Here is a 14,214-nt window from a genome sequence, read left to right on the forward strand (position 1 = left end):
TCCCTTTGACTTTTCGCCTAAAGTTAAGAGATTCGGCTCTACGGGCCCACAAGTTAGGCCATTTTTGGACCTCGCCATGTCCAATTGGCCATCTTCGTTAAATTAATGGCAGCGAAAGTAAGCATCGCCTGCATTGACAATTTTTTAAGTCCCCTTAAAGTAGTCCAACGTATACCATGCTTTTCTTTTGCATCTGCGAATACACGCTCAATCGTTTCTTTACACTTTGCATATATAGGTTTTACATCTTGATGATGACGCAGATGATCTGCTTCTTCCACATGTGTTTGCCAGATATGCCGTGTCACCACTTTTTGACAGTCTTTGCTTTCTGTACACCGAGATAAAAATGAGCATGTTGTACAAATTTGTTTTGGCAATTTGTACTCGCGATAGCCCTCTTTATTTGTTGTTGAGTACTTTAAAGTTTCGCCCGAAGGACAAAGGTAACAATCAAAATGTTCATCGTATACATAGTCCTGTTTGCGGAAAAATCCTTCTTTGGTGCGAGGACGTGTATAAGGTACTAAAATAACTGGATCAATACTTGGGCGTCCTAACTCTGAATACATATCTTTCACCAAGTCATAAATGAAAGTGAAGTCAATGGCAGCCTCCATTTTACGAACCAAATGGTTCGGTGGCACCAGTTGATCTAAAGTAATCATTTCAAGTTGATCTCGCTGAATAGAATCATGTTTAGAAAGCATCCTCATCACCTCAAGTTTTAATACTTCTATTTTAAAACAAAAATGACTCCAGGCAAAAGTGTTCTATCAAGGTAAGACAAAGTTGATTGGAACGGAAGGTACGAGACTCCTGCGGGAAAAGCGCGTCTAGGGGAGACCCCGCAGGTGAAAGCCGAGGGCCGACCGCCCGCGGAAAGCGAGTGCCCTACGTTCCAATCAACGTCCAAATTATACAAGTCATAAAAATAGACAAACTCGATTTTCATCGAGTTTGTCTACAGTCTGAAGCTCCTCCCATTAAAGAGAGGGGCTTTTTCTTATTCTGATTTTTGACTTTTTCTGCACTTTTTCACTGATTCAGTATATACTTACGATGTTTCATCCTGCCGTGCATTTTTTTGTAAAAGATCTCGGATTTCCTTTAAATATTGCTCGGATGCCGGTACCGCTTCCAATACCTCTTCCTCGTTCGCTTGTTTTTTTCTAATAAGAGAATTCGCTACCTTCATAAATATGAAAATCGCAAATGAAATGATCAAGAAATCAATCACAGCTTGGACAAATTGACCGTATTGAACAACTGCTTTTCCAACTGGGAAAGATAACGAAGAAACATTGACCCCACCTAATAAAATTTCTATTAGCGGTATGATAATATTATCGACTAGTGATGAAACGATCTTCCCGAAAGCAGCACCCATTACTACAGCTATCGCAAGATCGAGAACGTTTCCTTTGGTAATAAATTCCCTGAATTCTTTTATCATTGTAACTACACCTTTCTTTTTTCAATTGATAAAAGCATATCAGAAACATGGTGAAAATTAAATAGTGTAAGAGGCATCCATAATTCAAAAGATAGGACCATCCAACCGTTTAATCATTTGAATCCGTTAATATAATGCCAATCACGACACTCCGATCAAAGGAGATAAAACGTTGGAAGGGCAGAACGGGAACGACTATGGCGTCATTTTTCAATGTCACGCAAGGCCGTTTTCACCAACTTGAGGAATGGAGTGAATATAAATGTATACGTTTGGCGATAATTATATTATTGTACTACCCCCTAAGTGGTACTCCTCCATTGTTAAAAGCCCTTCTCTTAATTGAGAGGGGTTTTTTGTTTTGGGATTTGTTAAATGATTTTTGTTAATAGGAGGAGGATTTTACGTTTCATTTGGAGAATGTTTTGACAAATGGGGGTGGAATAATTGCGACAACATATTGAACAGGATTTATCTAAAGAGGATATTTTTAGGATGATTGTTAAGCACCTTGATGTATTTCCGTTGACTAGTATAGAGGCTATAAGAGAAGTGATCAGAAGTTCTTTAAATCAAAGAGGCTTGATAGGGGGGATAACCAAACAAACAGGAGCCGCTACATATAACCGAAAAATATCAGACCAGGATATCCAATTAATAAATGATTGTATTTGTGACCTTTTAAATAGCCGCGTTATCCAACCTGGTATTAATGAAGTTAATCAGGAATTACCTTGGATTTCTGTATCTGATAAAGAGAAACTTAAAGCAATGGTGAACTCCCATTCTTAACTTTTCAAATATAAAAGCCCTTCTCTATATCGAGAAGGGCCAATTTTATTTGAATATATGAATCCAAAATAGCAATTTTATAAACATCTCTAATTAATTGTATGTTTCACCTGTAAGGTGAGATTCAAACATATCGATAATTTCAAGGAATCGTTCGGCCTCACGGAAAACGTGATCAGCCAAAAGTGGATGGATAATGCTCTTGATTTTGCATTCTTCGATTAAATCCCTGGCCGTTTTCTTAAAGTCTCGAAGTGATACGACGGAAACACGGTTCTGATCTAGAAATTGATCCAAAAGAGGGGCGGTTTGTGATTGCGGTTTCATGGACTCTAAGTCAACAGCTTGAAAGACTAATTGATCAAAATCATTACTGAAGTTTCGCGCCATATCCACCAGCTTTCTTTCCGATGGATCAAGGAGATGTCCGATGAATTTTGCATGATCCGCCATGATTCTTAAAAAGAAAACATTTTCTTTGATGATCGCATCTGCGAGAGGTTTCAATTTACCCTCATTTAATTCTTTTAATCGTTTTCTAAAATAATTGGCTTCCCTGCTTGTATGGTCAACTAATAGCGGGAAATTGTTCGCACCAGGCAATTTACACGTGAGTATTAATCCTAATATTTTTCTTTTAAACAAAAATATTCCTGTAGCAGCTTGCTGCACCTCCGAGTTAAATCTCCTGATCTGTTCGGGATCAGCTTGATTTGTTAATGAATGGGATTGCTGTTCTATCCGTTCAAACAAATGATAAAACTGATTAGCTTCCTCAATTAACTGTGTATCTTCACATCTAAAACCAAGTCTTAGAAATAACGAGTGTTCCTTCATTATTCTTGACCAAAAACGAATCTCATCTAAAGAGCGTGCAACAAACATTCCCGAGTTATTCCTCATATTGGCTTCCTGTGTATTCTCATTCATAACTAATGCCCCCTTTTAACAAATCCATCATTAAAAGCATATTAACGAGGGGGCATTATTATTCTGCTCGAATTGCAAATCCTATCATTACCGATATCCTTTTAACATCTCAAACCAATGAGTTTTTTTGTTTTCTAGGAAAAATACCGTGATTCATCCATGTTCTTGAAGAAAAGTAAGCGAGTATTAAGGAAGGGAAATGGATTTCGAACTGAGGGGTGTACAAAAATCCTGGACGATTTGAGTCTTATCTAAAGGCTGTTTTCACATACTTTGTTGCTATTTACCAGGTAGTGAGTTTTGGTTGATTTCCCCTCCAGATGCTCGCTTTCCGCGGGGCGGGCGGTGAGCCTCCTCGGCGTAAACGCCTGTGGGGTCTCACCTGTCCCGCTGCTCCCGCAGGAGTCTCGCACTTCCGCTCCAATCAACCTTAAATAGTTTCGTTTAAAAACAACAATCTTTACGAAAAGAGCCTATCTAAAAAACCCTTAGACTTAAATCATTCTAAGGGTTTTTACATTTAATTTATCCGTTTCAATAAGTTACAAAAGATAGTCATTTGTCAGCAAGTTCATTTATTTTTTTCGTAAGCTCATTAAACTTTTGGTCGAGTTCTGTGTACGCTTTATCGTTTGGAGTCATAAAGCTAAGCTTTCCTAAAACTTCTTGTCTTTCTGTTTCAAGCGTTAATCGCAGTTCTTCCAGATCATCTCTTTTTAAGGGTGATTCATACAATTGCTTTTGTATGCGATTATTTGAAATGACGAGTTTGCTGCTTGTCGTTTTTTCGAGAAAATATCGATCATGCGAAACGACAAGTAGCGTTCCGGTGTACTGTGCTAAGGTATCCTCAAGTTGTTCCCGTGAAGCTAAGTCCAGGTGATTTGTCGGTTCATCCAAAATGAGCACATCTTTTTCCTCTAATATATATTCCATTAACTTACATTTCACTCGCTCACCCATACTCATATTCTTAATGGGTTCTGTCCAATGAGATACCGTGAAGCCTAAATGCTTCATTAAAGTTTGAACCTGCCCTCTAGACTCGAAAGTTTCTTTATGAAATAGCTGGGCGGGTGTTAGTTCAAGTGGTAAATCAAACACTTCCTGCGTCAAATAGCCTGTTTTTGCAGATGGTGAAATCCATACATCGCCCGCATAAGTTTCATGTCCAAGGATAATTTTTAATAATGTAGTCTTTCCGCTGCCATTGGGACCCATTATGGAAACCTTCTCACCATGTTGAATCGTGAAATTGACGTTTTTAAATAGTGTTCGACCGTTAAAAGACTTAGTTAATTTCTTAACTTCCAAAAAACGTTTTCCCATCTTGTTTTTTGCATTAATTGAAAAGCGTACAGTATATTCTGACTCAACAGGTTCAGTTTTTGCTTTTTCAAGCTCTTTTTCAAGACGCTTTTGTTTAGACTTTACCTGTGCATCCATGCGCTTTGCTTTTACGCGATAGTATTCCTTAATTCCTTCCTTTTTGGTCGATTGGGAATGGGCTTTTTTTGACCAAGAAGTGATTTCTTTCATTTGTCCCTCAATCCGTTCAACCATTTTTTGCTGTTTTTCATATTCACGTTGTTGTGTAAGTCTTTTCTGTTTGCGAACCTCCATATAACTGGAATAATTCCCTCTGTGCTCAATTAGCTTTTTATCTTCAATCGACCAAATTTTCGTTGCTACAGCATCCAAAAAATAACGATCGTGCGAAACAAAAATGATGGTACCTCCATAATTTTTAATTTGTCCTTTGAGGAATTCTAAACTTTCCTCATCAAGGTGGTTCGTCGGTTCATCTAATAGTAAAAGGTCAGCATCTTTAGAAAGTCCTTTTGCTAACCGGGCTTTCAGTTTTTCTCCCCCGCTTAATTGTGGGAAGTCATGTCTTGGTACATGCATTTTATCAAGTAATTTAACTTCTGAAGGCGTCTTATCTTCTGAAGAATGGGACTCGACTTCTTGTTCAACCATAAAAACGTTCACGTCTTGCTGCAGCCATTGGATTTGTCCATGTGCAGGCTCTAAATCATTATTGATTAATTGCAACAACGTAGATTTTCCGGCACCATTTTTACCAATGATACCGATGATCTCGCCTTGTTGAACTGTAGCATTAACTTTTTCAAAAATGTTCTGGTCCAATACTTCATAACTAATATTGGTTAATTTTAAAAGTTCTTTCATATAATCCATCCCTCTCTTTAAGGGAGAATAAAAAAAATCCTCCCCAGTTCATATGGAAGGATTAGTCGTACCTGTGCATTATCAAATAAGAGCTATTTTCACGATAGCTCTAAAATTTATAGAAAATGGGCAGACTAATCCTATTTTGTATGATTTGAAATATGCGATTTCAAATTTTAAAAATAAGATTAGTTAATCATCGGCCACCCATCATCCCTTCTGATATTAATAGAATCAGTATAGCATAAAATAATCTTTGAAAACAAAAGGAAACAGCATAATACTTTGCTTTCAATCTAAATTTAAGGCTGTTTTAACATACTTTGTTGCTATTTACCAAGTAGTGAGGTGTGGTTAATTTTCCCTCCAGATGCTCGCTTCCGCTCCAATCAACCTTAAATAGTTTCGTTTTAAAAACAACAATCTTTACGAAAAGAGCCAAATTTAAAGATTTAAAATTGTTTTAACCCAATCAAATATCTTATTATAAGGTGGGCAGCGGGCAACAAGACTGCAGTTTTCACTATATGATGTTTTTATAAGGGATATGTTAAAATCATAAAACATTTACCCCCATAGGGTTATTTCCTTAAGGAGGACTTTAATATGGAATATATCAAGGGAATCGATGTTTCACATTGGCAAGGTACTATAAATTGGGGGGAAGTTGCAAAGGCAGGCGTGAAGTTCGTTTTCATTAAAGCAACAGAGGGAACGAGTTATTCTAAGCTATCCTATTTCAAAGAAAATGCACCACTAGCATTGGCAGCGGGATTGAAAGTCGGGGCCTATCATTATGCAAAGTTTGCAACTGCTGCAGAAGCAAAGGCTGAGGCTGCTTATTTTTTAGATTCAATCAGCTCGTTTGCTTTAAATTACCCTGTTGTTCTTGATCTTGAGGAAAATAAAAAAAAGGCAAATAAAAAAACGCTGACCGATGCCGCAATCGCTTTTTTAGCAGCCATTGAAAAAGCTGGCTACACGGCTATGCTGTATACTGGTAAATATTTTCTCGAAAATGATTTAGAGGAATCAAGGTTGAAGAATTACGCTTTTTGGATTGCAAGATACAACAGGACGTTGGGACGCAGCACGGACATTTGGCAGCATTCCGATTCAGGTAAGGTAAGTGGGATCAGCACAAAGGTGGATTTGAATATAGCCTATAGGGATTTTACAAATACCATAAATACTTTTAGGACTGATGAACCACGTGCATTTAAAACTGAAACAATCTCAACTTATACTGTAACAAAAGGCGACACACTTAGCTTCATTGCAAAAAAACATAAAACAACCGTAAAATCGCTTGTCAGTCTAAACGGAATTAAAGACCCAGACAAAATTTATATCGGTCAAAAATTAAGATTGAAATGAGCAAAGGAACTTTTTAATACGAGGGGTAAGGTCAAAACAAGTAAGGGGAGCGGGTGTGTGAGACTCCTGCGGGAAAAGCAAGTCCAGGGGGAGACCCCACAGGCGCAAAGGCGCCGAGGAGGCTTCTCGGAACGCCCGCGGAAAGCGAATGCCTGGAGAGTAGATCAACGTACAATTTGGACAAATCCTTAATTTACTGTAGACAAACTGGCTCTTCTTATTAAAGAGGAGCTTATTTTAATGGATATTATATTTCTTTAAGTTCGTCTATTGCTACGTCTGATCTTTCCTCTAATGGTCCTCTTAGATGTACTGTAGCTGTTCTTCCATCTTCATTTAAATTATCAATCCAAACTGAAGTGCCATTATATCTAACCTCAATGTCAGATGAAGACGAAAGAATCTGCTTTACACGCTTAGCATCCATATAAATCCCTCCCTGTTAATTAGTCTTCCTATTATTTAGGGAAATCCTTGATTTTATTCATTTGAATAATATTGCAACTAAATCATATAAGGAACAATGATGTTTACCTTTCCATATTATCCGCCGCGGTAGCTCTCTTTTTAATTAAGCTTGTATGTAGAGATGGGGATTATTAACATTTTAAATATTGAGTCAAATGAAAGTGACTATGTTTTTATTACGAATACTCCGTACAATTACAGACGCAGGAACAACATAAAAACATTTTACAGAAATATCATTTAATGGCAGAATAGGAATTGAGTTGGAGCTTTTCGGAGTGCGAAGATATAAATCCTAACTTTTCCCAATTGGAATGAAGTCTAAGCATAAAAGAATATTATAGCGCTGATGGATGCTTTACTTTAAAGAGGGAGTATGCTAATTGGACGGAAGGATTGAATAAGGAAGAAGAGAAGATGGGACAATATTGGAGGAGAAAGTGTTGTTGGGTTTTAAGTTATATACGCATTCTTTTACATGCTTTTAGGGGGGTATCATGGAACTATCGTTATTATTGGAATATGGCTGGGTGTTAATTATTCTAATTTTTTTAGAAGGTTTATTATCTGCTGATAATGCATTGGTTTTAGCTATAATGTCAAAGCATTTACCAAAAGAACAGCAAAAAAAAGCGATTAATATTGGGTTGCTTTTGGCTTTTATATTTAGGATTGGTGCAATCTTCATCATTTCGTACCTTTTCCATGTTTGGCAAGTTCAAGCAATTGGGGCTGCATATCTGATTTTCATTTCATTAAAGCATTTATTAAAAAGGGATCACGGAGAAAAAGAAAAAAAAGGGAAAAGCTACCGGATGACCGTTGCGCAAATTGCATTGGCTGATATTGCTTTTGCTATTGATTCCATTTTAGCTGCAGTCGCTCTAGTCATTGCCTTGCCAGATACGCCAATGGGGGATATAGGAGGAATGGATGGGGCAAAATTCATTGTTATTTTATTAGGGGCCATTGCAGGTTTAATCGTCATCCGGTTTGCGGCAGGATACTTCGTTAAGGTACTGACGGAGCGACCTAGCCTCGAAACGGCAGCCATGTTAATCGTTGGTTGGGTAGGGGTTAAGTTATTAATGCATACCCTTGCACATCCAGCCGTACACATTATCTCTCACGATTTTGTTGAAGGACCGGTTTGGAATATAATCTTTTGGTCAGTCATGCTTCTTATCGCTATAGGCGGATGGTTTTTATCTGGAAAAACAGAGAAAAAAAGTGAAGGTAAATAAAGTATATATTCTTTGAAAATTTTAAAAAGACCGAATAAAATTTTTCGGTCTTTTTTTGGTTCTTTATAGATTCGGTAATAATTTTACTTCAACAGGCCTAACCGAAAACCATAAACCACTTCCTGTGTACGGTTCTTGGCTTTAAACTTTGTCATTAAACTTCTTACATAATCTCTAACGGTATGCTCGCTTAATTGCAGCAATTCGGCCATTGTTTTATTGTTATAACCCTCAGCCAGCAAATTTAAAATCATGGCTTCCCGTTCGGTCAATTGTATGTCGGTACCAATTGATACCTCATCATCCTTTCTTGATAAATATACACCGAGCCGTTTTCCGACTTGTTCAAGTAAAGTCATTTCATCCATTGAATAATCGAATTCCTTTCCTAATTGATCAAAGGTCAGCTAGCCGAACACTTGCTGGTCATGAACAATCGGTACAAAAATGACAGATGAAAGATTAAATAGCTGTATATGTTCCTCTTTAATGTAAATATGGGGATTCTTTATAAATACCGGCTTTTTTGAATTGAATACCATGGATTGCTTGGAGCTGACGTGTCCCCTCATACTCTGAACTTTTGGCAGCTCGGATCCAATGGTGCCATGAAATTGATTGGACCAAGGAATATAAGCATAAAAAACACATCTTTTATAGTTAAAGAACTCCTCACATTTTTTTAGGATAAAAGCAAAATCCTTAAATCCTGTTGAGATAATTAAAAGTTCATCCAATTGGTCCAGTAGCTGCAGTCTTTTAAGTTCTGCATGCTCTTGTTTGGATTTGTGGTGTTGCTCCGGTTCGTCGCCTGTCCACTTGTTATAGCTATGGATGAGATGAGAGAAAATGGATAATAAGAACATAAGGATGGAAAGGGTTTGGGCATGTTTCAGGTTTACCAATGAGGTAACGATGGACTTTTCAAAGATCAATCGGAACATGCTGAAATGCTTTTCATTTAAAAGGGGTAAATGTGATTGTAGCCAAGTATCCATGTACTCTTCGTATGTGTCTTTTACGTCCTCGATATTTGGAGCGGAAAAAAATAGTAAAAATGATTCCAGTAATGTTTGAATGAAACACATTATGCCACTGATGGCGAACAAAATAAAGGTTCGGTCATAAACGCTTCCTCCATTGCAGGCTTGATTGGCGCCCCTGATCATGTACTATACGGTGCAAGCAAGGGAGCGGTCCGGACAATGACTAAAGATGCTGCCACCCGAGTATGCTTCAAAAGGGGTACGTGTAAACTCGATTCATCCAGGATATATCGATACCGGGATGGCGGACTATGCTTCTGAACAAACGGGCAGTTCAAAAGATGAATTGGGTAAAGAAATCCCATTGGGACATCTGGGCAGCGTCAATCATGTGGCGAATACAGTGCTTTTCATTGCCTCGGACGAATCTTCCTATACGACGGGTACTGAATTTGTGATGGACGGCGGAGCGACTGCTCGCTAAAACCCGACTTTCTAGCGGGTAGTAGAAACTAAAAACTAAGGAGTGTTTAGATATGAGATTAGAAAATAAAGTGGCAATCGTAACAGGGGGTGCAAGCGGGATTGGAGCAAGTACGGCTAAATTATTTGCAGAAGAAGGAGCAAAAGTGGTCATTGCCGATTTTGCTGATCATGGACAAGCGGTGTCAGAAGAGTTAAATGGAAACGGGTATGATACTTTTTTTGTTAAAACTGACGTGACGAATGAAAATGACGTAAAGAATATGATCGAAGAGACGGTTAACAAATATGGAAAACTGGATATCATGTTCGCAAACGCAGGAATTGCAAGAGACGGAAACATTCATGAGTTAAGCTACGAGCAATGGCAAAAAACGATTGATATTAATTTATCCGGTGTCTTCCTATCCGATAAATATGCGATAGCGCAAATGCAAAAACAATCTACTGGCGGCGCCATTGTCAATACAGGCTCCATCCATAGCCATGCAGGGAAACCGGGGGTAACAGCCTATTCTGCTGCAAAGGGCGGTGTCAAACTATTGACACAAACATTAGGTGCGACTTATGCGAAAGATGGCATTCGTGTCAATGCAGTTTGCCCTGGATATATAGATACACCACTTATTGCCAAAGCACAAGGTGAAATTAGACAAGGTTTGATCGATTTACATCCAATCGGCCGTTTAGGCAGAGCGGAAGAAGTGGCTAAAGCTGTTCTCTTCCTTGCAAGTGAAGATGCATCATTTGTTACTGGCACTAGCCTAATTGTCGACGGCGGTTATACGGCCGTATAAAACCGTGTAAGGGTTAATAGCTAGTTCTATCAATCAGGCAAATCGTTAGATGTGATAATTGCATGTGAAATTGAGCTTCTTCCGTAAGATGAGTGGTGTTAGATTACTCAACTCTGCTGGAGGGCTCTTTTTTTTGCATAATATAAAAAAATATCGGGGAATGCTAAAAACATTTCCTTGGAAGAAGAAACGATACAAGCAGTTGCAGGGGAGAGGGAATTCAGTAATTTTTATGTTTAAGGAGGATACTTTTCTACTTTTTTGAATGTGCAGCGATAAATAAGGCCAAACGGGTAATTTGATTACGATCTAGATTGGTCGCTTTAATAAAATAGTATATGGACGTATGCTAATATCTTTACTAGTTTAGATTAGCCTGGTTTTGAGAAAAAAGAATAAATTAAACTAGATTAGATTAATTTTATTTAGTCACATTATTAGGTATTTTTGTTTCTTATGAGCAAAGTATTTCCTCGAAATTAGGGCAAGTTCAATACTTTACCATTGTTAGAATTAATAAAGTAAATAACTGTCACGTTACCAAGTGAAAAACCTGTTACATATAAGAAGCAGAAATGGAGCGTTCATATTTAAACGTTTTTCTTAAGCTAACGTACACCCAGCGATCCCGAAGATAAGGCTAGTAATGGCTCCATTTTGATTGACAAGGTTTTACCTTCAGATTAAAATTTTCCTTAGGGAAACTTTTTTACCTTAGTGCATATAATGCCGTTAAAGTGAAGTGTGGTAGATAACCACTTTATTTTTTTGGATCGATGTTGCCTTTGGTAAACATTATTAGTTTATCGAAAAATTATTTACAAAGGAGATGTTTGCAATGAATTCCGCACTTCCCGTTAAGAGTTTGTTTGTATCCTAACATGGTAATGAAGCGGTAAACCAAGGTGAATTGGTTGGGGTTATCGGTCCAAATGGGGAAGGGAAATAAACATTATTAATAGGTTTGTTAAACTTAATCCCGAAGGATAAGTCAATATTCAAATATCCGGAAAAAGTATTAACGAGCTCAGAAAATCTGTTCCATATGTACCGCAAGAAGCAATATTGAATGAGGTTTTCTAATTACTGTTTTGGATCTGTATTTCTCGGAACGTACCCCCATCTAGGTTTATTTTAAAAAAAGAAAAAGAATGAGCACTTAAGGTTTGCAAATGGGGTAGTTGGAGAAATTTCAAGAGATAAAAAACAAGGGTATTTTTTAGCAATGGAGCTTGCAAAAATACTGAAAAAGTTTTTACGGATGTTTTTGAATAGATACGACTAAGACTAAGACAATTTAATAGCCTTGTGAAAATTGTTGTTAACCAGTATAACTACTTATTTTTAAGGAGGATTTAATAATGATAGTTAAGTTTATAAGAGAAAATATTTACGCGTCATTTATGCTGACAATACTTCGTATATTTATAGGGTGGCAGTGGTTGAATGCAGGGTGGAGTAAAATAACTAGTGGGAAATTTGATGCATCTGGATTCATTACAGGTGCAATAGGAAAAGTAACTGGTGAACATCCATCTGTTCAATCTTGGTGGGCTGACTTTTTAGGTGACTTTGCATTACCAAATGTAGGGATATTCAATATTCTAGTTCCATGGGGTGAATTTTTAGTCGGACTTGGATTACTTTTAGGAACTTTTACAACTTTTGCTGTATTAATGGGAGTGCTAATGAACTTTTCCTACATGTTCTCTGGAGCAACGAGTACAAACCCACAGATGGTTTTAATTGAAATATTTATCCTTGTTGCAGGCTTTAATGCAGCGAGAATAGGTTTAGATCATTGGATAATCCCATTCCTAAGAAAACAAATATTTAGAAAAAAGGAACAAGAAGTCACTATGCACAGTTAGAGATAAAGTTATTCACCCATAACTTTACAACATATAAGAGTGAAGAAAATAATTAAAAACTCAGGAGTTTGTAGAAAAAAGGGTTTTATCTAAAATTTAAAACAGAGTTGATTGGAGCGTGTGTGGGAGACTCCTGCGGGAAAGGCACGTCGAGGGAGACCCCACAGGCGCAAAAGCACCGAGGGCGGGCCGCCCGCGAAAAACGAGTGCCCTATGTTCCAAGCGACGTTCAAGGTTTTATAAACCTAAATAAAATGGAGACAAACTTGTTCTTCAGCGAGTTCGTCTACAGTCTGAACTCAGTTCTTTCTTACTTTGGAAATGAGCTTTTTGTATTTCGCGTCATATCATTTTTATTGTTGATCCTATAATTAGCTTAATAGCGTATTTCGTAAAAGACACTTTTACGAAGGAGCATTTTCTTACAAAATGGCCTTATATTAATATCGCAAAAGTATAAACAAAAGAGAAGGTTAGTTCAATGATGAAAGTGGAAGTGAATCCAATTAATAGTATTTTTATGTTAAAGTTATACAGTTGATATTTTATTACATAATTTCAATAGGAAGGAACAAAATCTGTATGATAAAGGAAGGGTTAAATGGCGAAAAGAATATTAGGTAGTATGTTGTTTTTATTACTAGGCATGGCTAGTTTTACTTTTTTATCTGGCTTAAAAGTTGAAGCAGCAGATCCAGTGCATACTGTATCCTCTCAAGAAACGGTAGAATCGATTGCAGCGATCTATGATATATCGACAAAGCAATTAATGGATATGAATGGTTTACCGGATGGTAAGTTATATATTGGCCAGAAGTTAACCATTCAAAATGCTTATACTCCTTCGAACTATCAGTGGTCAGAGAGAGGGAAACAAATTGGGAATTATGCGAAAACTTTTACAGGATTTAAAAAAACGGCTGGACAAGAGACACCTATCAAAGGGTTTGATTCTAGCGGATTGATTCATTGGGTACTCTCCCGGCAAAAGGTGCCTATCGACCGTTTGTCAGTTGAAGGCTATTATAAGCAAGGAATGGATACAAATACTCCTAAGGCTGGAGATGTTATATTTTTTCTGGAAAAGGGGAGTTCAAAAGTCGTGACCGCAGGGATCTATCTGGGGGGAAATCAGTTCGTTAATTCTGGATACGGAGCGGAGACAGTTCAGGTGAGATCTACCATGGAAAAATATTTTGCACAATACCAAGCCGAGTATAAAACGTATACACCAAAAGGAGAGCATGTCGTTCAAAATAATGAAACACTTAAAAGTATCTCGGATAATTACGGTGTATCGGTGGATACAATCAAAAAGCGTAACGCGTTACCGACTGATAGCTTGATGCAGGGACAGTATCTTCAAATATACAGCAGTCCCTTGTATCCATTTTATGCAAATCAAGAGGCTTCCTATGATAAAGCTTATGATGTCATAAAGTATGCTTATACTTTACGTGGGTTTACCTATGTTTTCGGAGAATATGATCCGATGATTGGAATGGATTGCAGCGGTTTTATCTATTGGGCCATGAAGGAGCAGGGCATTTCCCTTAAACGGGGTTCGGCAGCGGACTACTATTCCTTGCTGCCGAAACTCAGAGATCCAAAGGCGGG

13 protein-coding genes and 1 pseudogene are annotated in these 14,214 nt (G+C 37.6%); 7 read left to right on the top strand and 7 right to left on the bottom strand.

Going from position 1 to position 14,214, the window contains the following annotated elements:
* Window positions 1-53: 53 nt before the first annotated feature.
* Window positions 54-716, bottom strand: coding sequence for a transposase (locus tag ACFX4H_RS25085; protein ID WP_483878275.1), 663 nt, complete (start codon window positions 714-716; stop codon window positions 54-56).
* Window positions 717-1,057: 341 nt separating this feature from the next.
* Complete coding sequence (gene mscL, locus ACFX4H_RS25090; protein WP_249598305.1) at window positions 1,058-1,456, bottom strand: large conductance mechanosensitive channel protein MscL; 399 nt, start codon at window positions 1,454-1,456, stop codon at window positions 1,058-1,060.
* A gap of 447 nt (window positions 1,457-1,903) precedes the next feature.
* On the opposite strand from mscL, the gene ACFX4H_RS25095 reads away from it, so the two are divergent.
* Window positions 1,904-2,248 carry a hypothetical protein gene (locus ACFX4H_RS25095; RefSeq protein ID WP_034313125.1) on the top strand — a complete coding sequence of 115 codons (345 nt, stop codon included), beginning with the start codon at window positions 1,904-1,906 and terminating at the stop codon, window positions 2,246-2,248.
* Window positions 2,249-2,341: 93 nt separating this feature from the next.
* Here the strand turns inward: ACFX4H_RS25095 and ACFX4H_RS25100 are convergent, their stop codons facing one another.
* Window positions 2,342-3,178 (bottom strand): DUF2935 domain-containing protein, encoded by an 837-nt coding sequence (locus tag ACFX4H_RS25100; RefSeq protein ID WP_241637612.1) that lies wholly within the window; start codon window positions 3,176-3,178, stop codon window positions 2,342-2,344.
* 555 nt (window positions 3,179-3,733) lie between these two features.
* Window positions 3,734-5,371: a ribosomal protection-like ABC-F family protein gene (abc-f, locus tag ACFX4H_RS25105; protein ID WP_377436464.1), complete on the bottom strand. Its 1,638-nt coding sequence runs from the start codon at window positions 5,369-5,371 to the stop codon at window positions 3,734-3,736.
* A gap of 606 nt (window positions 5,372-5,977) precedes the next feature.
* On the opposite strand from abc-f, the gene ACFX4H_RS25110 reads away from it, so the two are divergent.
* Window positions 5,978-6,748, top strand: coding sequence for a GH25 family lysozyme (locus ACFX4H_RS25110; RefSeq protein ID WP_241637610.1), 771 nt, complete (start codon window positions 5,978-5,980; stop codon window positions 6,746-6,748).
* A 247-nt stretch (window positions 6,749-6,995) separates the two neighbouring features.
* On the opposite strand, the gene ACFX4H_RS25115 is transcribed toward ACFX4H_RS25110, so the two are convergent.
* A complete protein-coding gene (locus ACFX4H_RS25115) occupies window positions 6,996-7,175 on the bottom strand; it encodes an H-type small acid-soluble spore protein (RefSeq protein ID WP_034313120.1) in 180 nt (59 codons plus the stop codon).
* Between the two features lie 538 nt (window positions 7,176-7,713).
* Here ACFX4H_RS25115 and ACFX4H_RS25120 point away from each other — a divergent pair.
* A complete protein-coding gene (locus ACFX4H_RS25120) occupies window positions 7,714-8,460 on the top strand; it encodes a TerC family protein (protein WP_034313117.1) in 747 nt (248 codons plus the stop codon).
* An 83-nt stretch (window positions 8,461-8,543) separates the two neighbouring features.
* Here the strand turns inward: ACFX4H_RS25120 and ACFX4H_RS25125 are convergent, their stop codons facing one another.
* Window positions 8,544-8,828 (bottom strand): response regulator transcription factor, encoded by a 285-nt coding sequence (locus tag ACFX4H_RS25125; RefSeq protein ID WP_377436465.1) that lies wholly within the window; start codon window positions 8,826-8,828, stop codon window positions 8,544-8,546.
* A gap of 39 nt (window positions 8,829-8,867) precedes the next feature.
* Entirely contained in the window at window positions 8,868-9,458 is a 591-nt protein-coding gene (locus ACFX4H_RS25130; RefSeq protein WP_377436466.1) for a hypothetical protein, read from the bottom strand.
* Between the two features lie 79 nt (window positions 9,459-9,537).
* Between ACFX4H_RS25130 and ACFX4H_RS25135 the strand changes: the two are divergent.
* From ACFX4H_RS25135 to ACFX4H_RS25150, 4 genes and pseudogenes are all read left to right on the top strand, one after another.
* Window positions 9,538-9,930, top strand: a pseudogene (locus ACFX4H_RS25135) (SDR family NAD(P)-dependent oxidoreductase); the annotation flags it as partial.
* 52 nt (window positions 9,931-9,982) lie between these two features.
* Window positions 9,983-10,726: an SDR family NAD(P)-dependent oxidoreductase gene (locus ACFX4H_RS25140; RefSeq protein WP_377436467.1), complete on the top strand. Its 744-nt coding sequence runs from the start codon at window positions 9,983-9,985 to the stop codon at window positions 10,724-10,726.
* 1,361 nt (window positions 10,727-12,087) lie between these two features.
* Window positions 12,088-12,597 carry a DoxX family membrane protein gene (locus ACFX4H_RS25145; RefSeq protein ID WP_241637605.1) on the top strand — a complete coding sequence of 170 codons (510 nt, stop codon included), beginning with the start codon at window positions 12,088-12,090 and terminating at the stop codon, window positions 12,595-12,597.
* A gap of 601 nt (window positions 12,598-13,198) precedes the next feature.
* Window positions 13,199-14,214: LysM peptidoglycan-binding domain-containing protein (locus ACFX4H_RS25150; protein ID WP_377436468.1), on the top strand; the 1,016-nt coding region annotated here is incomplete at its 3' end.

The sequence above is a fragment of the Peribacillus sp. YIM B13477 genome (genome assembly GCF_042787955.1).
Classification (GTDB): domain Bacteria; phylum Bacillota; class Bacilli; order Bacillales; family DSM-1321; genus Peribacillus; species Peribacillus frigoritolerans.